Annotated in this window: 17 protein-coding genes and 1 riboswitch; of the genes, 6 read left to right on the top strand and 11 right to left on the bottom strand. The window is 37.1% G+C overall.

The window, feature by feature from the left end; genetic code table 11:
• Positions 1-9 precede the first annotated feature (9 nt).
• Together ACRD62_RS04760 and ACRD62_RS04765 are read right to left on the bottom strand one after the other, a co-directional pair.
• A complete protein-coding gene (locus ACRD62_RS04760) occupies positions 10-726 on the bottom strand; it encodes a LytR/AlgR family response regulator transcription factor (protein ID WP_430818982.1) in 717 nt (238 codons plus the stop codon).
• Complete coding sequence (locus tag ACRD62_RS04765; RefSeq protein ID WP_430818983.1) at positions 723-1,787, bottom strand: sensor histidine kinase; 1,065 nt, start codon at positions 1,785-1,787, stop codon at positions 723-725. The genes ACRD62_RS04760 and ACRD62_RS04765 overlap by 4 nt, the downstream gene beginning before the upstream one ends.
• 212 nt (positions 1,788-1,999) lie before the next feature.
• Between ACRD62_RS04765 and ACRD62_RS04770 the strand changes: the two genes are divergently transcribed.
• Positions 2,000-2,392 (top strand): MotA/TolQ/ExbB proton channel family protein, encoded by a 393-nt coding sequence (locus ACRD62_RS04770; RefSeq protein WP_430818985.1) that lies wholly within the window; start codon positions 2,000-2,002, stop codon positions 2,390-2,392.
• 88 nt (positions 2,393-2,480) lie between these two features.
• Here ACRD62_RS04770 and ACRD62_RS04775 read toward each other — a convergent pair whose 3' ends face one another.
• Complete coding sequence (locus ACRD62_RS04775) at positions 2,481-3,689, bottom strand: hypothetical protein (protein WP_430818987.1); 1,209 nt, start codon at positions 3,687-3,689, stop codon at positions 2,481-2,483.
• A 246-nt stretch (positions 3,690-3,935) separates the two neighbouring features.
• On the opposite strand from ACRD62_RS04775, the gene ACRD62_RS04780 reads away from it, so the two are divergent.
• On the top strand, positions 3,936-5,546 hold the full coding sequence (locus ACRD62_RS04780) for an amidase (protein WP_430818988.1): 1,611 nt from the start codon (positions 3,936-3,938) through the stop codon (positions 5,544-5,546).
• A 124-nt stretch (positions 5,547-5,670) separates the two neighbouring features.
• On the opposite strand, the gene ACRD62_RS04785 is transcribed toward ACRD62_RS04780, so the two are convergent.
• The gene (locus ACRD62_RS04785) at positions 5,671-7,089 is read right to left on the bottom strand and encodes a glutamate synthase subunit beta (protein ID WP_430818989.1); all 1,419 of its coding nucleotides are present in this window, start codon (positions 7,087-7,089) and stop codon (positions 5,671-5,673) included.
• Between the two features lie 92 nt (positions 7,090-7,181).
• Positions 7,182-11,702, bottom strand: coding sequence for a glutamate synthase large subunit (gene gltB, locus ACRD62_RS04790; RefSeq protein ID WP_430818990.1), 4,521 nt, complete (start codon positions 11,700-11,702; stop codon positions 7,182-7,184).
• 535 nt (positions 11,703-12,237) lie between these two features.
• Between gltB and ACRD62_RS04795 the strand changes: the two genes are divergently transcribed.
• The 3 genes from ACRD62_RS04795 to ACRD62_RS04805 all read left to right on the top strand — a co-directional run bounded on the left by ACRD62_RS04795 (position 12,238) and on the right by ACRD62_RS04805 (position 15,056).
• Positions 12,238-13,296, top strand: coding sequence for an outer membrane beta-barrel protein (locus ACRD62_RS04795; protein ID WP_430818991.1), 1,059 nt, complete (start codon positions 12,238-12,240; stop codon positions 13,294-13,296).
• Positions 13,297-13,481: 185 nt separating this feature from the next.
• On the top strand, positions 13,482-13,826 hold the full coding sequence (locus tag ACRD62_RS04800) for a P-II family nitrogen regulator (protein WP_321407568.1): 345 nt from the start codon (positions 13,482-13,484) through the stop codon (positions 13,824-13,826).
• A 39-nt stretch (positions 13,827-13,865) separates the two neighbouring features.
• Positions 13,866-15,056 carry an ammonium transporter gene (locus ACRD62_RS04805; protein WP_430818992.1) on the top strand — a complete coding sequence of 397 codons (1,191 nt, stop codon included), beginning with the start codon at positions 13,866-13,868 and terminating at the stop codon, positions 15,054-15,056.
• A 66-nt stretch (positions 15,057-15,122) separates the two neighbouring features.
• Here ACRD62_RS04805 and ACRD62_RS04810 read toward each other — a convergent pair whose 3' ends face one another.
• The 3 genes from ACRD62_RS04810 to ACRD62_RS04820 form a co-directional block, all read right to left on the bottom strand.
• Positions 15,123-16,493, bottom strand: a complete 1,371-nt coding sequence (locus tag ACRD62_RS04810) for an aspartate kinase (protein WP_430818993.1) — start codon at positions 16,491-16,493, stop codon at positions 15,123-15,125.
• 121 nt (positions 16,494-16,614) lie between these two features.
• A riboswitch (SAM riboswitch) is annotated at positions 16,615-16,711 on the bottom strand.
• Between the two features lie 70 nt (positions 16,712-16,781).
• Positions 16,782-17,591 (bottom strand): SDR family oxidoreductase, encoded by an 810-nt coding sequence (locus ACRD62_RS04815; protein ID WP_430818994.1) that lies wholly within the window; start codon positions 17,589-17,591, stop codon positions 16,782-16,784.
• Between the two features lie 3 nt (positions 17,592-17,594).
• On the bottom strand, positions 17,595-18,638 hold the full coding sequence (locus ACRD62_RS04820) for a hypothetical protein (protein ID WP_430818995.1): 1,044 nt from the start codon (positions 18,636-18,638) through the stop codon (positions 17,595-17,597).
• A 55-nt stretch (positions 18,639-18,693) separates the two neighbouring features.
• Between ACRD62_RS04820 and ACRD62_RS04825 the strand changes: the two genes are divergently transcribed.
• Entirely contained in the window at positions 18,694-19,677 is a 984-nt protein-coding gene (locus tag ACRD62_RS04825) for a CHAD domain-containing protein (RefSeq protein WP_430818996.1), read from the top strand.
• A 49-nt stretch (positions 19,678-19,726) separates the two neighbouring features.
• On the opposite strand, the gene creD is transcribed toward ACRD62_RS04825, so the two are convergent.
• From creD to ACRD62_RS04840, 3 genes are read right to left on the bottom strand one after another with little or no spacing between them, the layout of a single operon-like run.
• Entirely contained in the window at positions 19,727-21,052 is a 1,326-nt protein-coding gene (gene creD / locus ACRD62_RS04830) for a cell envelope integrity protein CreD (RefSeq protein WP_430818997.1), read from the bottom strand.
• A 49-nt stretch (positions 21,053-21,101) separates the two neighbouring features.
• Positions 21,102-21,398, bottom strand: a complete 297-nt coding sequence (locus ACRD62_RS04835) for a winged helix-turn-helix domain-containing protein (RefSeq protein ID WP_430818998.1) — start codon at positions 21,396-21,398, stop codon at positions 21,102-21,104.
• Positions 21,395-22,030 carry a hypothetical protein gene (locus tag ACRD62_RS04840; RefSeq protein WP_430818999.1) on the bottom strand — a complete coding sequence of 212 codons (636 nt, stop codon included), beginning with the start codon at positions 22,028-22,030 and terminating at the stop codon, positions 21,395-21,397. Before ACRD62_RS04840 ends, ACRD62_RS04835 begins: the two co-directional genes overlap by 4 nt.
• Positions 22,031-22,052 lie beyond the last annotated feature (22 nt).

Here is a 22,052-nt window from a genome sequence, read left to right on the forward strand (position 1 = left end):
AAATTTTAATTATAACTTTTCTAATCGCTCAATAACCTCGTTTTTATAGCTTCTGCTTATGGGTATTTCGTGGTTGGCTATCTCAACGATTTCATGGGTAAAAGCCTTAATATGCTGAATGGCTACAATAAAGGAGCGATGTGTTCTGATAAAGTTAGTTGATGGTAATTTAGCCTCAATATTACTGATTGTTTCGCGGGTAGTAATCGTCTGGTCAGTTAGATGAATTCTGATGTAGTCACTCAGACTTTCGATAAAGAGAATTTCATTAAAACATATTTTTACCATTTTTCGATCGGAGCGAACAAAAATAAAATCATTCGTTTCAGATTGAATCTCCTCCATCGAAGTTTTATGTATTTGAGGGGTTTCATCCAGATATTTTTGAACCGATTGAAGAAGTCGGTCAAAAGCTATGGGTTTGAGCAGGTAATCAACAGCTTTCAAATCAAATCCGTCAATGGCATATTCGCGATAGGCAGTAGTAAAAATTACCTTACAGTTTCGGTTGATCGCTTTGGCAAAATCAAGTCCTGATATTTCAGGCATGTTAATATCGAGGAAAATAAGGTCAATGGATTGGTTGGTTAACCATTGAAAAGCTTCCAGTGCATTTTTACATAAAGCCACCACTTTAATCTGGTCAATCTTGCTTAAATGACTTTCCAGAACATCGCGGGCAGCCGATTCATCATCAACAATCAGGCAATTAATAACTTTGCTCATGGAGTAAATTGTTTTAAATCATTGATGGTTAGTTCTGCAATAAACCATTGGTTTTCGGGTTGTATCAATAGTTTATAATTATTACTGTAATGCAAATCAAGGCGCTTTCGAATGTTATTTAATCCTATCCCTTCATGCTTTAATTCATCATACTCCCGAATACTGTTAGCTACCTTAAATACCAATTGTGATTGTTTTAATTCGATATGAATATTGATGGTCAGAAAGCCATTCACAATTTCTCCGTGCTTAAAAGCATTTTCAATAAAAGGGATTAACAGCATTGGGGCCGTTTTAATGGAATCGCCATTGATTGCCTTATTAAAGTTCACCTTCAGATGATCTTTAAATCGTATGCGCTCCAGTTCGATGTACTCTTCAATATGGGCAATTTCTTCTTTTAATGGAACTTCAGCCTGATGAATCTGGTAAAGAATATAATCCAGCAGATTTGATAAGCGAAGAATCACTTCCGGGGTATGTTCCGACTGCTTAATGGCCAACCCATAAATGGTATTTAAGGTGTTGAAAAGAAAATGAGGATGAATCTGTTGCTTCAGATATTGCAGTTCCTGTTCTTTTAATTGAAGCTGGGTTGTTAAGATTTTGTTTTCCAGTTCTTTGTTACGGGCATCGGTTTTAAAGTTATTATTCAAAATGCGAATGAAACTAATAATACCTACTATCAAATAAACCAACATCAGAATAAACAAGAAATTTTTACTCATTGGTGGCATTACTGAAGTATTGAATTTTAAAAGAAAAATGAGGCAGGCATAAAGTGCCAGTACAATCAGGTAAGAAGAAACCACCAGGGTATAAAATGAATACAAAGCAAATAGTTTGTATTTCTTTGTCAGTAAAAAACGAGGGATCAGATATCGCTCCATAAAATAGGTGACTCCCATGGTGAGTGGCAGTAAGCAACTCGAAAACCATGTGATGTATACTTTATCGTCTGAATTATAACTGAAGAAATAATAGAAGAAAAACCAAACACCAATCCAAAACAGGAAATGGATTCCTACGGTTTTGATTGATATTTTAATTGGTTTCCACATTCTTACAATATTAGTATTTTTTAGAGTTATAGATTAGTATTATCGACCAAATACCAATTTAAGACTCATTTTTACCTAATTTAGGAATGTTAAATCAATTGTCCGATGAATTTATGCAGAAAAGCATCAAGAACCGGGAGCTCATCGCTAATTAAAATTCTGTATCGAAAAGCAGTATAAATTAGTGTCAGTATTCATTAAAACATATTGTTATGGCAGATATTATTGGCAAATTAAACGATGGCGGTCCTGTTTTTACTTATCCGCTTTTACTATTAATGATTGTTATTATTGTGATGATCATTATGGCTGGTATAAATAAATCAAATAACGGAAAATCGATAGCATTGATAAAATCATTGGGTTGGTTTGTGTTGGCATGGGGATTTCTTGGAAGAACTTTTGGCCTGATCATGGCTTTTGATAATGTTTCAGCGCATGGTGAACTGACACCTAGTTTATTAGCCGGTGGTTTAAAGATGGCTTTGATAAATCCTTTGTTCGCACTCTTTATCTTCTTGATTGCCAGAGGTGGTGTTCTTTATTTATTATGGATGAAGAAAAAAGAAGATTTTGACGATAAGGGTCAGTTGAAAACGGAATGATTGATGACACATAAAATAAACAAAAGAGGCAAGCCATTTGGCCTGCCTCTTTTGCTTTTAAAGTAATATAAACTTAGGCATCAAGAGTCTAGTTGAGTTTATTTTGAGTCTTTTTTAATATCAGGTTCAGATTATCTTCAAACAGATACAGATAGGTTATTAAATCTGTAATGTATTCAGTTGAACCGTCACTGAAAGTAAATGCAACATCAACAATCCATTCATTCGAATCATCATTCAGTTCGCGGGCTACTGCTTGTCCGTTTGCTATAATGGCATCATTTGTATAACGCAGACTAATGGTTGAATTATCATTAACTAACTGAGCAGTCTCAGTAGCCACCTTTTCACTTTCCATCTCTTTTGTTTCAATTATTGAGATATCATCAAGTAACTGAGCACTGTTAACATCTGCCATCAATTTAATATTGAAAATTTGAGTGGAAGATTGCAGGTTCTTAATCAAGGGATTATCGTCAGATGTCTCCTCATATGTGCCGGATATAACTTGTTCAAAAATCAGTTCAAAATCGTTCAAAAGCGTATATCGCCAGATTGCATTGTTGTCTTTTGCCGACATCTCAGACTGGAATGAATAGGGTATAGGATTGAAGGTTAGGTTCAGATTTTCAATTTTTCCGGAATCTGAAAAATCGATAATAATATTGCTGGAGGCTACCAGTTTATCATCTACTTTAATTTCCAGATAAAGACTCTTAAGAATTTCAGTCATCGTTGATCCATCATCCAATTCATCTCCTTTTCCCGGGAAATCACCATCGTATGTTGAAAAATCATACAGTCTGAGGAAAGCATTGTTTTCCTCCTTGCCAGGTTCTGATGGAAAAAATAAGGTAATATCATCGCCCAGATCAGATGTTTGTTCAAAATCAGATAATTCATTGTTCCACTCCCAGGTTCCGTGTCCCTGATTCCATAATATTCCTAGATCACCACAACTGGTAGTTGTCAATAACATCAAATCTTCAAACTGGCTTTGTACGAAAGTTTCATTTGCCATTGACTCTCCAATAAGTGCAATAGAATAAACCAGATTTTGATGGCTACTCATTTCTTTCGTCATGTAAGCTGATAAATGTACACCTAAGGTGGCAAACGAAGTTTCGGATAAGCCTTTGGTCTCACTAAAAAGTGCGAGCCCTGCATTAATAATATTCTGCTTATCCTGTGAAGCTCCTAATGTACTGAACTGATCGCCGGAATCTTCCCTGTTACAACCTGTATATAAAAGATTGAAAACCAGTAGGAATGAATATATGTAAGCTAATTTTTTCAAAATGTCGAATTCTATTAAGATTGATCTCACTCTCTAGTATGACAAATAAACTAGCATAAACACGTATTTTGTTTTGAAAATAGCAGAAAGTGAGCGTGTTACTGTATTTATTAATTAAGTATTGAGAAGTAAAATAGTCTATTTCTTCAGTTTTATTTAACTTTAACTAATGACTTCAGTGGAATTATTCTTTAATGATAATAGCACTGGATGTAGAATTCAACTTGTATTTATCCAATCATAACTATGAAAAGAAGACATTTTATCCTAAGTTCTATGATGGCAGGAGCTGCATTAGGTATTAATGCATGTAAACCTAAGGGACAGGGATTAGAGGAAGATTCAAAATCAGATGTTGCCAATAAATTTGATTTAGAAGAAATCACAGTTCAGGATTTACAAAACAAAATGACTGAAGGTGAATTAACTTCGGAGCAAATCACGCAGCTGTATATCGATCGTATTAAGAAAGTTGATCAGGTAATGACAAAAGCTGTGGTGGAGTTAAATCCTGATGCCTTAATGATTGCTCAGGAACTGGACAAAGAACGGAAGGAAGGTAAAGTAAGAGGTCCGCTTCATGGTATACCTGTACTTATCAAAGACAATATCAATACAGGTGATAAAATGATTACTTCAGCTGGTTCTTTGGCTTTCATCAGTCATAAGGCTTCTGGTGATGCCTTTATTATTAGCCAGTTGCGTGAAGCCGGTATGGTATTGTTAGGTAAAACAAATCTGAGTGAATGGGCCAATTTCCGATCAACCAATTCAAGCAGTGGTTGGAGTGGAAGAGGTGGTCAGACCCGCAATCCGTATGTGTTGGATCGTACACCATGTGGATCATCTTCGGGTTCAGCCGTGGCTGTATCTGCAAATTTAGCACCTCTTGCAATTGGCACTGAAACAGACGGATCCATTGTTTGTCCGTCTGGTATAAATGGTATTGTTGGCATCAAACCAACTGTTGGAGCCTGGTCGAGAAGTGGTATAATTCCAATTTCTGAGAGTCAGGATACAGCCGGTCCAATGGCACGAACCGTAAAAGATGCAGCCTTACTGTTGAGAGCTTTGGTTGGCAAGGATGATGCAGATGAAGCAACGAACAAACAACCTGATAATTTTGGTATCTATCTGAATTTTGATGAATTCGCACTGGAGGGATCCCGAATTGGATATTTAAAACAAGTCTCTGCCTTTGACACACGTGTTAGTGCCATAATGGATGAGGTCGTTCAAACCTTAAAGGATAAGGGTGCTGATGTTATAGAGGTTGAGACGGATGACGAATTAAAGCAACTGGGTCAGCATGAGTGGACGGTTCTACAATGTGAGTTTAAAGATGGAATTAATAAGTATTTGGCTGCCCATCCTGGATTACCTTATAAGACATTGACTGATTTAATTGAATTCAATAAAAAGAATGCTACAAAAGAAATGCCCTGGTTTGGGCAGGAGATTTTTGAATTGTGTGATCAGACGAATGGACTGGAAGATGAAAAGTATAAAGAGTCGATAAAGAAATGTAAGGAGCTGTCGCAAACAAAGGGAATTGATAAACTGATTGATAAATATAAGCTGGATGCATTGATGGCTCCAACCAATGGATCTGCCTGGGTAATTGATTTTGTAAATGGTGATAACTTCAAAGGCGGAAGTTCACAACTGGCTGCTGTTTCTGGTTATCCGAGTGTTACGGTTCCTGCGGGTGATATTAAAGGCTTGCCAATTGGGGTTTCATTCTTTGGAAAAGCATGGACAGAGAGCCGTTTAATACAATTATCATATGCATACGAACTGGCCAGTAAAAAGAGAATTGTACCTGCTTTTAAAACCAGTTTACTGGATGAGGCATAAGTAATTTTGTGGAATTTTATATTGAAAAAGCCGGGGTCAGCAAATGATCCCGGCTTTTCAGTAACAACCTAATCGATAATTTTTAGAGATATGTTCATTGCTTACACGAAGCAATGAATTTGACTTAGCTTAAATATTCATGTACTTTTTCAGCGGCTTCACGTCCTTTGGCAATGGCAGTTACCACCAAACTGGCACCATTTGAAGCATCACCTGCAGCAAAAACTTTTGCTTGGCTTGTTTGGTAATTACCGTCCACTTTAATATTGCCACGTCCGTCAAGCTCAAGGCCGAATTCGTTAACAATACCTTCGTGAACAGGACTCACAAAACCCATCGATAACAATATCAATTCTACATCCATAATTTCAGTAGTATCGGGTTTTTCAGCCATTTTCCACTGGCCTTTATCATCTTTGCTCCATTCCACTTCAACAAGCTCCACCTGTTTCAATTGACCATTCTCACCAATAAAACGTTTGGTGTTCAGGCTCCAGCGTCTTTCGCATCCTTCTTCGTGCGAAGTAGATGTTTTAAGTACTGTTGGCCAGTAAGGCCATGGGTTGCCCGCAGCACGTTCTTTTGGAGGCTTAGGTAAGATCTCAATTTGAGTCACTGATTTAGCTTTCTGACGAATAGATGTTCCAACGCAGTCACTACCTGTATCACCACCACCAATTACCAATACATTTTTACCTGTGGCAATCAAACGCTCACCATTGGTAAATTGCTCACCACGGTTTACTTTGTTTTGTTGTTTTAGAAAATCCATCGCAAAATGAATTCCATTCAATTCACGACCTTCAGCCGGTAAATCGCGTGGTTTCATGGCGCCGATAGTAAGAACAACCGCATCGAATTCTTTTAACAATTCTTCACCAGTTACATCTTCACCTACAGCAGTATTAGTTTTAAAAATGATGCCTTCTTGCTCAAAAATGGCTAAGCGGCGATCAATAACTTTTTTATTTAGTTTGAAATCAGGAATACCATAACGTAATAATCCACCAATGGCATCATCCTTTTCGAACAAAGTAACAGTATGACCAGCCTGATTTAATAGGTCGGCAGCCGACATTCCTGCAGGTCCCGATCCAACCACAGCTACTTTTTTACCTGTTCTGTATTCTGGTATGCGAGGTTGAACAAAGCCTTCTTTAAAAGCTTTTTCAACAATAGAGGCTTCATTTTCGCGAATGGTTACAGCTTCTTTGTGAATTGCCAAAACACATGATTTCTCGCATGGGTTAGGACAAATACGACCTGTAAATTCAGGAAAACTATTGGTTGAGTGAAGAATATCGCTGGCCAGTTTCCATTCTTCCTTGTAAACTGCGTCTTGCCATTCAGGAATTTTACTTCCTACCGGACAAGCCCAGTGACAGAATGGAATTCCACAGTCCATGCATCGTGATGCCTGAAGGACGCGATCTTCCTGGTTTAGTGTTTGCTCAACTTCACCATAATCATCTACACGCTCACTAATGGGGCGGTTGCCACCTTCTTTTCGTGCTATATTCATGAATCCTTTTGGATCTGCCATAATCTAATGTTTTAAAAGAAAAACCGGGACTGGTTCCATTGAACCACACTCGTTCTCATAATCCCGGTTTGCTCTTAATTATTCTTTAAATACTATTCTCTAATAAATGGAGCGTCTTCTGTTTCACGCAACTTTTTCTCAAGCTCTTTGATTTTTTGTTCCTGTAACACTTTTTTGTACTCAAATGGAATTACCTTCACAAATTTAGGTAAGTACTGTGTCCAGTTAACTAATATATCCTGAGCTTTTTCACTATTGGTGTGTAATAAATGCTTATTCAACAGAAACTGCAATTCCTGAATATCGGCATGATCTTCAACTGGAGTTAGGTCAACCAACCCTTTATTGCAGTAATAGTCAAAGTTTCCATCTTCATCAAGCACATAAGCAATACCGCCACTCATACCAGCTGCGAAGTTACGTCCGGTTTTACCCAGTACAGCAACACGTCCGCCAGTCATATATTCACAACAGTGATCTCCCACTCCTTCAACTACAGCATACGCACCTGAGTTACGCACAGCAAAACGTTCTCCGGCAACACCTCTTACATAAACAAAACCATCTGTAGCACCGTATAAAACTGTGTTACCGATAATAATGTTTTCTTCAGGTACAAAATCTGAACCATGAGGAGGAACCACAATGATTTTACCTCCAGACAGACCTTTACCCATGTAATCGTTGGCATCACCTTCTAATTTAAAACTAACACCTCGGCTAAGGAATGCTCCGAAACTTTGTCCGGCAGATCCTTTAAAGGTACAGTTGATAGTATTTTTAGGTAAACCTTCTTCACCATATTTTTTCGATACTTCACCAGATAGCATTGCTCCAACAGTACGGTCAACATTGTTAATGTCTTTGGCAATCCATACTTTTTGCTGGTTCAATAATGCTGGCTGAGCCATCTTAATTAAACTACGATCAAGAACTTCATCAATTTTATGATCCTGAACAGTAGTGTTTTTGATTGGATATTTCTTACCCTCTTCAGGGAAGAATAGCAATTTGCTTAAATCGATACCTTTCGATTTCCAGTTGCTTACTTCTTTATTTTGTTCAAGTAAGTCGCTTCGTCCAATGATTTCATCCATTGATTTGTAACCCAGCTCGGCAAGAATTTCACGAACTTCCTGAGCAATGAAGTTGAAGAAATTAACAACGTACTTGTATTTACCAATGAAACGTTTTCTTAATTCTTCATCCTGGGTTGCAATACCGGCAGGACAAGTATTTAAATGACACTTACGCATCATGATACAACCTAAGGTTACCAATGCAGAAGTTGCAAAACCATATTCTTCAGCTCCCAGCATAGCCATTTTTACAACGTCCAAACCAGTTTTTAACTGACCATCAGTTTGAATTTTAACCCTGCCTCTAAGGTTATTCATAACTAACGTTTGTTGTGTTTCAGACAAACCAATCTCAACAGGTAAACCAGCATGTTTGATGGAACTTGTTGGACTTGCTCCAGTACCACCTTCAGTACCGCTGATTACGATAAGGTCAGCATGAGCTTTGGCAACGCCGGCAGCTACCGTACCTACTCCGTTCTCAGAAACCAGTTTCACACTGATTCGGGCAGTAGGATTGGTATTTTTTAAGTCGTAAATCAACTGAGCCAGATCCTCGATAGAATAAATGTCATGGTGAGGAGGAGGTGAAATTAAAGTAATACCTGGAGTTGAGTTACGCAAGCGAGCGATAATCTTATCAACTTTAAATCCTGGCAACTGACCACCTTCACCTGGTTTAGCCCCCTGTGCAATTTTGATCTGAAGTTCATCAGCATTCACCAGGTAGTTATTGGTTACACCAAAACGTCCACTGGCAATCTGTTTGATAGAACTTCGTGCATCACTCTTGAAACGTTGAGCATCTTCACCACCTTCACCGGTATTACTTCTACCGCCAATGGTATTCATGGCTCTTGCCATAGCTTCGTGTGCTTCTCTTGAAATGGAACCATAAGACATTGCTCCAGTTACAAAACGCTTCATGATGGCTTCAACAGGTTCAACTTCACTAATGTCAATTGACTTGCCTTTGCGAAGTTTCATCAATCCTCTTAAGAAGAGAGGAGTTTGATTGTCATGATCAACTTGTTGGCTATATTCTTTATATTTCGAATAATCGTTTTGTGATGTAGCCCACTGAAGTAATCCTATCGTTTCAGGATTCCATCCGTGTTTTTCACCGTACTTACGATAAGCATAGCTTCCTTTTGAATCAAATGGATTTTTATTGAAAGTTGGTGCAAATGCTTTGGCATGATCAATTGCACTCTCTTTTGCAATTTCTTCAAATCCAATTCCTCCAATTTTAGAAGGTGTTCCAACAAAGCACTTATTAATAACTTGCTCTGAGATACCTAAAGCTTCAAATATTTGAGCACCGTGATAACTTCTCAAGGTACTAATACCCATTTTTGAGAAAATCTTCAATAAACCTTTATCAATTGACTTGATATAGTTTTTACGGGCTGTACTGAAGTCAACATCAATATTACCTTTAGATGTAAGATCATCCAAAATAGCAAAACTTACATAAGGATTAATTACACTGGCACCATATCCTAATAAAAGTGCAAAGTGCATTACTTCTCTGGCTTCTCCTGTTTCAACAACTAAACCAACCTGCATACGCTTCTGAGCTTTGATCAGGTGATGATGTGTTGTTGCTACAGCAAGTAACGAAGGAACTGGTGCATGTTCAGCATCAATATCTTTATCACTAAGAATAATATAATTTTTTCCTTCATCAACGGCTTTTTCAGCTGCTGCGCATATGGCATCAATTGCTTTTTCAAGACCTTTGCTGCCATCTTTGACTTTGTATACCATTGGAATGGTAACATGAGTAAATTCTTCGCGACGGAAATCTTTGATTTTTGCCAAATCATTGTTTGTCATGATTGGGCTTTCGAACTTGATTGATCTGCACTGTGAAGGTTCTTCACTAAGCAAGTTCTTTGATACAGATCCGATATAATTTGTTAATGCCATCACCAAGCCTTCGCGAATCGGGTCGATTGGCGGGTTGGTTACCTGGGCAAATAACTGACGGAAATATGAGAATAATCTCTGTGGCTTATCTGATAGAGCAGCTATTGGGGTGTCGTTACCCATCGAACCAATAGGTTCTCCAGCTGTCGTCGCCATTGGTTTTATAATTTGGTCGAAATCTTCCTTATTATAACCAAATACTTTTAAATAGGTGTCAAATTTATCACCCAATTGCGATTTTACCGGATTATTAGAGGTAATCTCATGCAAGCGAATACGGTTTTCTTTCAACCAGTTTTCGTATGGATGACGTTTTGATAATTGTGATTTGATCTCCTGATCTGGGATAATAATACCCAGTTGAGTATCTACTAATAATAGCTTACCTGGTCTTAAACGTCCTTTTTCTTTAATAGCTTCAGCAGGGAAGGTCTGAACACCTACTTCAGAACCCATTACAATCATATCATCCTTGGTAATCACATATCTGGAAGGACGTAATCCGTTACGGTCAAGTGTACCTCCAATATATCTACCGTCAGAGAAAACGATTGAAGCAGGACCATCCCATGGTTCCATGATAGTTGAGTGGTACTCATAATAAGCTTTTAGACTTTTCGGAATTGGGTTTTTGCTGTTCCACGATTCCGGAATCAACATACTTAATGCATGAGGTAGTGTGCGACCTGTTAAGAACAGGAACTCCAATACGTTATCTAATGAAGCCGAGTCACTCTTATTTGGCTCTATAACCGGGAATAGCTTTTTGAGGTCATCTCCGAATAAATCCGATTCAAGTAAACTTTCTCTGGCTTGCATCCATAAACGGTTTCCTTTAATAGTGTTAATCTCACCATTATGAGCCATAATACGGAAAGGCTGTGCCAGATCCCATGTAGGGAATGTATTAGTACTAAACCGTGAGTGAACCAATGAAATGGCACTCTTAACATTTGGATTTTTTAGATCAAGATAATATTGCCCCAATTGTTCAGGGGTAAGCATACCTTTATATATAAATATCTTTGATGATAAACTAGGAATATAAAAAGCTTCTTTTTCACTTAAGTCAGATTGACGAATCGTGTTTTCTGCTTGTTTTCTGGCAAGATAAAGTTTTCTTTCCAGCAAGTCCTGTTCGTAGTTGCCTTTAACAAATATCTGACGGATAACTGGTTCTGTGCTTTGGGCTATTTCTCCAATCACACTGCTATCTACCGGTACATCGCGATATCCGATTAGTTCGAGTCCTTCCGTGAGAATGAATTTGTCTAGTATTTCGAGGCATTTATGTGCTTCTTTTTCATCTGTTGGTAAAAAAACCAACCCGGTTCCATATTTACCTTTTTCCGGTAGGTTAAAACCACAAGATTTACAAAAGTCATGTGGAACCTGCATCAATATACCTGCACCGTCACCCGATTTATTATCCGAACTTTCTGCTCCTCGGTGGGTCATATTGGTTAATACCTCTAAACCGCGTTTAACGATATCATTGGTTTGTTGTCCTTTAATGTTGGCAACAAATCCAATTCCACAATTGTCACGTTCATTGGCCGGGTCATACAAACCCTGAGGTTTTGGAAATCTTTTCTGCATCATACTATCATCATTATGGAGAGTTACTCAACTACTTATCCCCTGAAAGGTGATTCTAATCTCTCTGTCGTTATGCCTGTAAAACATCTTTCATTTAGAAAGCGACAAGCATTTCCTTGTGAATAATCGTAAGCAAAAGTACAAATTTCAACATCAATCTCCAACTATTTGAAGCTGTGAGGCGCTAATTTTATGACTTTTCGCATGTTTTGGCGCAGAGTTTGTGCAAAGGCGATTGGCTTAAAAAATGCAAATATTTTAATGACCCCCTTTTGAGAGAGGGGTGTAAATAATAAAAGTGTAAAAAAAATGTACCGTACCCCTATAAAATGATAGTATAACGAGTCAAAAAGTAAAAAAATGAAAAAATAACTGTCAAAAAATTAGGATATGAATTTTTTTTTCAGATATATTTGCAGAGTACACCCCTCAGAAGTGAGGGTAAAGAGTTTAAAAAGTACTTTTTTTAGAATTAACTCCCCCAATCAACAATATTAATAAGGCAAATATTAACTATTAATTAATTAACCACATTCCGATGAAAAAGAATTTAATTTTAATTGCTTTGGGGCTTGCATTTGGTTTTTTTGCTAATGCTCAAGAAGAAGAAACACCAGGTTTAGAGATTACTGGATCTGTTGATACTTATTTTAAGTATGATTTCTCAGGTGAATCACAAATACCTACAAGTTTTGCAGGTGACCAGAACTCAGTTTCAATAGGTATGATTGACCTTGGAATTTCTCAAACTGTAGGTAAGGCTTCGTTTGTTGGTGAAATTTCTTTCGGTCCTAGAGGTCAGATCGAATCTTTGCCAGAATATGGATATTTTAATATTCAAAATCTTTATGTGAGCTATGCATTAAGCGATTTAGTTACTCTTACAGCAGGTTACATGGGTACTTTTATTGGATATGAAGTAATTAGCCCGGCAGCTAATTTCAACTACTCAACATCTTATTTATTTACCAATGGCCCATTCCAAAACGCTGGTATTAAAGCTGATTTTGCCATTGCTGATAATTTTGGATTAATGGTAGGTTTATTCAACGACTGGAATATTTATACCGATTTTAATGGTGTATCTGACATAGGAGCACAAGTATATTATGCACCTGCTGATGGTATGGATATTTATTTGAATGCTATCCATGGTTATAATGATGATGCTATCTATATGGGAGCTCCGGGAAAATCTACTGAAATCGACTTAACTGCAGGTTTCCAGTTAGCTGATGCTTTTTATTTAGGAGTTAATGCTGCTACAGCTAGCTACGATTTGAATGATGGTAGTGAGGAAAAAGGTGGATTTTCAGGAATCGCAATTTATCCTCAATATTCTTTCTCTGATAAGGTAGCTTTAGGTTACAGAGGTGAGTATTTCGCATTCAAAGAAACAGAAGTTGCTGGTACAGCTATGGATGATGCATCAAATGTACTATCTAACACATTCACATTAAATTACTATGCCGGACCACTTACATTCTCTACTGAACTTCGTTTTGATAGCGCAAGCGAAGAGTGGTTTACTAAAGAGAATGGTGATCCAACAAAATCTGCTACACAATTTTTATTAGCAGCCATCTATAAATTTTAATTATAAGCCAAAAGTGGTTAGTATATAATTGATTAACTGCTTAAAAATATACAATCCAAATCTATGAAAGTAATAGAGCATCCGAATAAAATTTAGTTAGCACATAGCAACTACACCTTTATCACACACCACCTGGATGCTCTATTACTTTTTAAAGACAAACATGAACCATAAAAAATAACGCCATGAAAAAAATTGAAGCAGTTATCCGTTTGTCACGTTTTGAAGCAGTTAAAGCTGCTCTTGAGGAACAGGATATTACTTTTTTCTCATACTGGGATGTGAGAGGTACCGGAGTGGCTCGCGAAGGTCATTTATACAGAGGTACACTATATGACACAAGTATTATTGAGCGTCGTCTTTTATCTATCATTGTTAGAGACGAGAATGCTGATAAAACTGTACAGGCAATTATTTCAGCTGCTAAAACAGGTGAAATAGGTGATGGTAGAGTATTCGTTTTCGATGTTGAAGATACATTCCGCATCAGAACTGGAGAGTCGGGACCTGAAACCCTTTATGAAAAGTAATTAACAACCTTAAGAAGAACACATTAAAACTTAGAAATTATGGACGCAAACGGAGCATTAGATATTCTATGGGTCTTAATCGCCGGTATTTTAGTCTTTTTTATGCAGGCTGGATTCGCTATGGTAGAAGCAGGTTTTACCAGAGCTAAAAACGTTGGTAATATTATTATGAAGAACTTTATGGACTTCTCAATAGGTTCATTGGTTTTTTATGTAATTGGATATAGCATTATGTACGGAGGCGAAGGAGCTTTCTTTGGTGCATTTGATTTATTTTATGACAAACCAGATGATTTACACAATTTATTCTTCCAAACAGTATTTGCCGCAACTGCAGCAACAATTGTTTCAGGAGCCATGGCTGAAAGAACAAAGTTCAGCACATATCTTGTGTTTTCATTGATCATTACAATGGTAATTTATCCTATTTCAGGTCACTGGGTATGGGGTGGCGGATGGTTAAGCGAGCTTGGCTTCCACGATTTCGCCGGTTCAACTGTAGTACACTCTGTTGGTGGATGGGCTGCTTTAGCTGGAGCTTGGATTATCGGTCCTCGTATTGGTAAATACAATGGCAAAACTAATGCTATCCCTGGTCACAACATGGTATTAGGTGCTTTAGGTGTATTTATCCTTTGGTTAGGATGGTTCGGATTTAACCCAGGATCGCAGTTGGCAATTAGCGGTGATAATGCATATGCTGTTGCTTTAATCGTGATTACTACTAACCTGGCTGCTGCTGCTGGTGCTGCTGCAACAATGTTTGTAACCTGGTTCCGTTATGGTAAGCCTGATTTATCAATGACATTAAACGGTGCTTTGGCTGGTTTAGTTGGTATTACAGCTGGTTGTGATGCTGTATCACCTGAAGGAGCTATTGCAATTGGTGTTATTGCAGGTATTATTGTAGTTTTCTCAATTGAATTTATTGATAAAGTATTAAAGATTGATGATCCTGTAGGTGCTGTTTCAGTACATGGTGTTACAGGTGCTGTTGGAACATTATTAGTAGGTTTCTTTGCTACTGATGGTGGTGTATTCTACGGTGGTGGATTCTCATTACTAGGAGTACAGGCATTAGGTGTTCTTTCTATTGGAGCCTGGGCATTTGGTTTGGGATTGATCTTATTTACTGTTCTTAAATATACAATGGGTCTTCGAGTTTCTGAACAAGAAGAACGTGAAGGACTTGACATTCATGAGCATGGACAAAGCTCATACAACTACTAGACGTTGCGTTGTTTTACTATAATTGAAAGGGAAAGAGGCTGTATCTAACGAGATACAGCCCTTTTCTTATTTAAAGAATTCATCGTGAATAGCTGCAATTGCCTTTTCGCGATCATCAGATGATACAATAAAATAAGATGCAACTGATGATGCACCTGAAATAATCATCTGAACATTAATGCTTTTTTGAGCCAGTGCCATAAACAGTTTACCTGAAATACCTGGTTTCTCCAACATTCCTTCTCCAACCACTGCTATTGTTGATACCTTATCAATAGTTATGATTTCAGTAATGGCTGAAAGATTTAATTCCTCAACTATTTTAAATGCTTTTCTGATATCACTGACAGAAACCAATACATTAATTACAATCTGAGAGGTTATCACAGATTTAATATTAATACCAGCGTTATCCAGAGCCGAAGTTACTTTTGCTAAAACACCCTGTTTTAAACCTACTCCTGCACCTCTGAGCTTAAGAATGCAAAAATCGTTACTGTAGGTAACACTCTTTAAAATACTTTCGCTTATTTCTTCAGAACCGCAAATAGAGGTACCCGGAATAATCTTGTTTTTGAAAGTGTCGATGTTACTTATATTAATGGGAATACCAACTTCTTTAAGAGGTTCAACAGTTCGGGGATGTAATATTCCAGCTCCAAAATAGGAAAGTTCTGCTGCTTCAGAATACGAAAGACTTTTAATGCGTTTGGGATTATTTACCAGTTTTGGATCGGCACTCATAAAACCATCAACATCTTTCCAAACATCTAATGATTCAGCTTCGAGGCAGCGTGCAATTGCTGCAGCTGAATAATCGCTTCCACCTCGTCCAAGCAGGGTGACTTTACCTTCTGGCGAAACTCCATAAAATCCCGGAACAATGTATATCTTATTTTCTTTTAATTTTTCCTGAACCAATTTGGCAGATACTTCAAAGTTAACTGTTGCATTTCCGAATTCACCGTCAGTTATGAGTGGCATATCTTCCGGAAGAGCCTCTACTGCATCTATGCCATTGGCTTGTAGAATGGAAGTAAGAACCAATGAGCTTAAACGTTCACCGTAGCTTAATACTACGTCTTCAACAAATTCTGGAACATCGCCTATATAATGAATGCCGGTTAGGTATCTACCTAATTGATTTATTCGATCCTCAACTTTTGACATTGTCTGATGACGCCATTGTTCATCATCGAAATTTTCAAATATACTTTCTTCCTTAATTTCTCTAAGAAACTTTTTCAGGACGTCAATTTGTGATTCGTCCTTTTTAACTTCTGCTAATGATTGTATCAGGTGGTTGGTAATTCCATAAAAAGCTGAAACAACAATTACCATGGGTCTGTCATATGCTTTTATTACTCGCACAAGTTTTTGGATATCTTCTTTGCGTTTAAGGTTAGATCCGCCAAATTTGGCAACCACTTTTTTCATTCGATAAATATTATTTATAAAAATTCTGTGAATACTATTGAGATCTCCTAGTTAAAGGATAATGTAAACAAGCCCTGTCAGGGCATTCGAAATATCTGAAGTATCATATTAAAAGGTTTAAATTCATTATCTTCCTAACTGGAATCAGGTTTTGGCACCTGCCATTGGTGGTTGCCAGAAGTTCTGCGAGCCTGTCTCTCCCTTCTTCTTAATAAACTCAAACTAATTCAAATGAATTGAATCTCTACAAAACTATATGAAGTGAATTGATTTACCAAACCACGCGTCTTAAAAGCAATTTTTATCCAAAAGGCCTAATAAATCAGGGTGTTGAAACTGATAGTTTAACTGGGATTTAAGTTTTTCGTTGCTAACAACCTTTCCTTCATTGGTTTCATTGGATGTTATTACTTGTGGTGATGGGAAACCCAGTTTTTCTGATGCTTTTGTGTAAAACTCCAGTTTTGTAGGATGTGTATCGGCGCAAGCATTGTAAATCTCATTCCATTGATTCCTATTAAGAAGCAGTTTTATGATGGAAATACAGTCATCAAGGTGAATAAGATTTACCGGGATGTTGGGATCGGAAATGCTTTTGCCGTTTGCAAAGAATCGGCCAGGATGACGTTGCGGACCTATTAGACCAGCAAATCTTATAATGTTTACTTTATTATTTAGTTTTTGAAAAATACGCTCGAAGTTGATGGTTTTGTTATAATTGTCGGGTAGCAAGATGGTATCATCCTCAGTGGCAATTCGGTTTGAATTGTCGTAGGCAGAAGTAGAACTTATAAAGATGACTTTCTGAACGGGACTCTTATCTATTAATGAACTTAATATTTGGTATTGCTCTAATGGATTATTAAGCTTTCTGGGAGGTAGATTAATAATCAGAATCTCTGAATTAAGAAAATCAAGAAAATCAGGCTGATCATTTAAATCAATTAAGTATGGTTTAATATTGTTTTCTTTCAGGCGAGCGATCTTCTCTGATGATGTTGATGTACCCTTAACTATCCAACCGTCATTTGCCAGTGAGTTACCCAAAGGAAAGCCTAACCATCCACAACCCAATATACTTATACTCTTTACTTCCATTAATTAATAATCATCTAGACATGTGTTATTCAATTTCTTTATAAATCGATCAGGTTTTTCCAGTTCATTGAAAAATGATTCGATATATTTTAAAAGCACTTTTCGTTTGTTTTGTTCAAGCCATTCAAATTCAAGGATGGTTTGATAGATAAGGTCTTTTTTCTCCATAAAACCATTAACCAGTATTCCATAGTTACGGTTGGTTATTCGGCATTTTCCTAAAAAGTCTCTTTCGGTTATGCTTTGGGCAACTGACCACTCTGAAGGATTGGCATATGCTGCATTGATAAGTCCTGCATGATCAAAGTCGTAAGGAACAGGGGTTACTTTAAGAACTTTAAAGTTATTAGGTTTGATGAATTTGATGTTATGACCACTTTTAATTCTCCAATCTGTATTGCCAATCATATACATAAACAGAGCTACCCGGTCTGCTTCCAATTCATCGACTTCAGAAAGATGGAATGCACTTGATTTTAATTCAATCGAATTATTTCTTCGGCACATGGCATCTAAAGGCTCAATTAAGAAACCAATATTTTTTGCATGTTTTTCACGTTTGCCGGTGTCGGTGTATGTAACTTCAACCAGGCGTGTTTTCAAACTATTCGGACTTATTATTTCATAAAGTTTGTATGCCAGATATTCTTTTAGCAGGTAATCTTTGTAAATTTTTGATTTCTGGCAATGAGTCACCAGTTTAATTTTACCATAAGTGCCTTCAGCTGTTTTTAGAGAATCAGGTTTGAAGTTTAACATCAGAGGAGGGAAATAACAGTTAATTCTTCTGTAATAACCTCTTGCTTTAATTTTTAGTGGTACATCAAATTTATATGAATCAGACCAATGAAAGGTGCATTCTCCACTGAAATAGATTTCTTCGTTGTCCTTTCTTTTAATTAATTGTGAAAAATCTGTGTTTAAAGTAATTTTTAATAAGGAGTTTTCATCAAAAAGAACGCTGTTTCCACTGTTACTTATTGCCTGACCTAATAATGTTGAATTTGATAAAACTGTGATTAATAGTAAGATTATCAGTTTATTCATGATCAAATGATTTAGAAAAGGAAAGCAATAAATGGGTCCATTCCAACTGAAAGTTATGAAATTTAAAGAAGAAGCAAAATTGCAGTTGAATTTCAGCAAATTAATTAGTAGTTTGAAATATAAAACGAATGCTATGGCAACCTATCGATTTATAATAGACAACGAGGAAGAATTAGGGGAAGGAATTCAGCGTGTTATCATCGAACAATTGAATTATATAAAACAGCAGGCCCGTATTCCTGTTAATATTGATTTATCAACCCATGAAATCAGAAAATCTTTCAAACGTTTGAGAGCAGTTCTTCGACTGATTCGCTATGATATAGGTGAAGAGCTTTTTCTTTCAGAGAATGTGAAATATAAGGAATTTGCTGCCCGTCTTTCACGATTACGGGATATACATGTGATCATTTCGTATCTGGCTAATTGCTTTGAGGCTGAGGAGTTGGTTATTGGTGAAGAAAGTTTTATTCGTTTTATTGGATATTTAAATGAGCAAAAAGAAAAGGAATTAAGGTTGCTGACAGAGAAAGGTGTGATGGAGGATATATTTAAACATTGCAAGAGGCAGTTGAAAGTAGTAAAAGAATATCCCGTTCAGAATCTCGGACCTCATACCATTCATAATGGTGTAATTCATGCTTACAAAAGATGTCTTGATAAGATAGAAGATGCTCAGTTAAGGCTGGATGATGAAGCTCTTCACCAGTTGCGTAAGAAAGTAAAATATTTGTACAATCAAATGCTGTTAATGGAAGCTGTTTGGCCTGAATATTTTGTAACCTATTCTTCATCACTGAGTGTGGCAGCAGAATTATTGGGCGATGATCATAATCATGCGGAAACCATTGCTATCATTGAAGAAACTCCTGACCAGATTATGGGTGAAGATGAAAAGCAGAGTTTAATTAAAAGTCTTACTAATGAAAGAAGACATATAACAAGAGATTTATGGCCTTTATTGGGTAAAATATTCGCCGAAGATGCGGTGGCTTTCGCCAAGCGCGTAAAATCATATTGGTTGATAAGCAGAGAATAGGTCCCGAAGGACCTATTCAAAAATCAAAAATAATATTAGGAATCAGGCACTAATTCGAAGGGGTCGAATTAGTGCTTTTTAGTTTAGTCGAAGCTTTCATGATAAATGCCAAAGCTACAAACAATCCAATGTTACCAGCTAGGAATGCAAAGTCGTTTAATTGCAGAAGAACAAATAAGAATGCATAAAGAATAATTAATAGTGCTGCTACCCAAAAAGCCTGCACCTTATCTTTCAACACTCCATAAGAATATAGTGTTACCATTGAAATGATTGCTGCAGATGCAACCAGGTATGCCCATGTGAAGCCCATAAATTCGCTCAGCGCGGTGAGGATAGAAAAAAACAACACCAAAGCCAGACCCACCAGCAAATATTGTAAAAGCTGGATTGTTTTCTTTTTAACCAATTCGATAAAAAGGAAAACCAATAATGTAAGGCAGATAATAAGAATTCCATATTTAGCTGATCGTAATGATTTTTGATAATGATTTACCGGAACGTATAATTCAACACCCAGTTGATGTTCGTTGATTGAATGTTTCGAACCGATCCAGTATTGCGGGAAATTGCGGTTGAGATGAGTGATGATCCATTGGGCTTTAAAACCATCATCAGAAATAGTGCTTTCGGTAGGCAGGAACGAACCGTTAAAACTTGGATCTTTCCATGTTGATGACAGATTGATATCTGTCTTTTTCCCAATAGGATTGAAAGAAATAGCCTTTGCTCCACTGATGTTTATCGCAATGTCAAATGGAATTTTTTGTTCCAGCATTTCGCTTGAAACAGGGAACTTGACTGTCATTCCTGAAGTAGCCAGATCGGTAGTTGCCATGCCTGCTTCCGGATCGTATGATTGGTTGTTTATTTTAAAGTCTACCTTTCCTTTTATTCCTCTGTTATCAGTTATGGCGATTGATATACAGGCTTTGCTCCAATCAACTTCATCTGCATCAGGGTTGAGTTTGCTCAATGAGTCGAAATTACCTTTGATAGAGAGGTTCGTATTGTAAATAACAGTTTCGTAAATTCCCCGATGCTTTTTATCGGGTTCGATAAAACCTTGTGAGTTTAATTCATCCGGCATGATGTGTAACCATCGTTTTGTTTTGATTTCGTGTCCATCTTTATCCAAAGAATTGTAGTAAACCGGTACATGCATAATCGGACCAGAAATGATTTGCGGACCTCCCCATTGTTGCATTATTTCAGTTTCTACTTGTTGATCTGTGGCTTCTCTCTCGCGGATCACAGATTTTACCATGCTTAAGGGAATGAGTAATACCAGTATCAGTATGCCAACTGTAACTAGTTTAAAAGTAATGGTTTGATACCATTGCTCTGTTCCTGTTGTTTTAAGTTTTACTTCCATAATTATTAAATAAAGTACTTTGTAAAACAAAGTGAATGATTAAAAAAAATTACGTATTACCTAATAGTTGTTCAAGTGCAGCGAGGTGTTTCTTAAAAGATAATTTTCCATACTCGGTTACACTATATGTTGTATTGGGTTTTCGGCCCACAAATTTTTTTGATACATTAATCAGCTCGTTTGTCTCCAGTGCCTTCAGGTGACTGGCTAAATTTCCATCCGTTACACCCAGCAGGTCTTTGAGTGCATTAAAATCGAGTACGTCATTTACCATAAGAGCAGACATAATGCCTAATCTCACCCGATTCTCAAAATTCTTATTTAGTCCTGCTATAATCTCTTTCATCGGTCGTATTTAAGGTACATTACAATACCGTAAATTATATGAAATACTCCAAAGCCAAGGGTCCAGAATAACAATCCGTAATTAAGAAATATGCCAGCTGCCAATCCTAATACGACTTCAATGTACCCTAAGTACTGAATATCACGATGTGTATAGCGCGATGCCATAATCAAAGCAATTCCGTAAAAAATAAGCATAACAGAGGCAACCATTCGAATGTTCTCATGATAGATCAAGATCAGACTAAAAAGACCTCCTATCGTTAAGATTGAAACCATGCTCCACATTACTTTTTTAGCAGTATGTGTCCAGAATGATACTTTTGCCTTACGGGCTTTTCTATAGCTTAACCACCATGCAAATGTTACTGCTACAATTAATACCCCAGTTGCAATTCCCAATAATCCAAGTCGTATAAACAAGGTATTGCCGTGGTACAGATCGACCATGTGCTCATCGTATTTTACCATTCCTGAATCCAATATAAAGAAGTAAGCTATGGCTGCACCAATTATTGCAACTAAACCGGCAGCAACTCCCGAAAGCCCGCTAAGAGACAGAAATTTTGATGACTCTTCCATCATTTGGCGAATCGCCTTGATATCTTGAATTGTCGGATTATTATCTTTCATTACATAGAACTTTGAATTGCAA

This window comes from Carboxylicivirga caseinilyticus (genome assembly GCF_050589785.1).
Taxonomy (GTDB): domain Bacteria; phylum Bacteroidota; class Bacteroidia; order Bacteroidales; family Marinilabiliaceae; genus Carboxylicivirga; species Carboxylicivirga caseinilyticus.

Excerpts from the sequence above, each read along its gene's own strand:
- ACRD62_RS04760 (WP_430818982.1), bottom strand. The coding sequence starts at position 726 with ATGAGCAAAGTTATTAATTGCCTGATTGTTGATGATGAATCGGCTGCC.
- ACRD62_RS04765 (WP_430818983.1), bottom strand. The coding sequence starts at position 1,787 with ATGTGGAAACCAATTAAAATATCAATCAAAACCGTAGGAATCCATTTC.
- ACRD62_RS04770 (WP_430818985.1), top strand. The coding sequence starts at position 2,000 with ATGGCAGATATTATTGGCAAATTAAACGATGGCGGTCCTGTTTTTACT.
- ACRD62_RS04780 (WP_430818988.1), top strand. The coding sequence starts at position 3,936 with ATGAAAAGAAGACATTTTATCCTAAGTTCTATGATGGCAGGAGCTGCA.
- ACRD62_RS04785 (WP_430818989.1), bottom strand. The coding sequence starts at position 7,089 with ATGGCAGATCCAAAAGGATTCATGAATATAGCACGAAAAGAAGGTGGC.
- gltB (WP_430818990.1), bottom strand. The coding sequence starts at position 11,702 with ATGATGCAGAAAAGATTTCCAAAACCTCAGGGTTTGTATGACCCGGCC.
- ACRD62_RS04795 (WP_430818991.1), top strand. The coding sequence starts at position 12,238 with ATGAAAAAGAATTTAATTTTAATTGCTTTGGGGCTTGCATTTGGTTTT.
- ACRD62_RS04800 (WP_321407568.1), top strand. The coding sequence starts at position 13,482 with ATGAAAAAAATTGAAGCAGTTATCCGTTTGTCACGTTTTGAAGCAGTT.
- ACRD62_RS04805 (WP_430818992.1), top strand. The coding sequence starts at position 13,866 with ATGGACGCAAACGGAGCATTAGATATTCTATGGGTCTTAATCGCCGGT.
- ACRD62_RS04810 (WP_430818993.1), bottom strand. The coding sequence starts at position 16,493 with ATGAAAAAAGTGGTTGCCAAATTTGGCGGATCTAACCTTAAACGCAAA.
- ACRD62_RS04815 (WP_430818994.1), bottom strand. The coding sequence starts at position 17,591 with ATGGAAGTAAAGAGTATAAGTATATTGGGTTGTGGATGGTTAGGCTTT.
- ACRD62_RS04820 (WP_430818995.1), bottom strand. The coding sequence starts at position 18,638 with ATGAATAAACTGATAATCTTACTATTAATCACAGTTTTATCAAATTCA.
- ACRD62_RS04825 (WP_430818996.1), top strand. The coding sequence starts at position 18,694 with ATGAAATTTAAAGAAGAAGCAAAATTGCAGTTGAATTTCAGCAAATTA.
- creD (WP_430818997.1), bottom strand. The coding sequence starts at position 21,052 with ATGGAAGTAAAACTTAAAACAACAGGAACAGAGCAATGGTATCAAACC.
- ACRD62_RS04835 (WP_430818998.1), bottom strand. The coding sequence starts at position 21,398 with ATGAAAGAGATTATAGCAGGACTAAATAAGAATTTTGAGAATCGGGTG.
- ACRD62_RS04840 (WP_430818999.1), bottom strand. The coding sequence starts at position 22,030 with ATGAAAGATAATAATCCGACAATTCAAGATATCAAGGCGATTCGCCAA.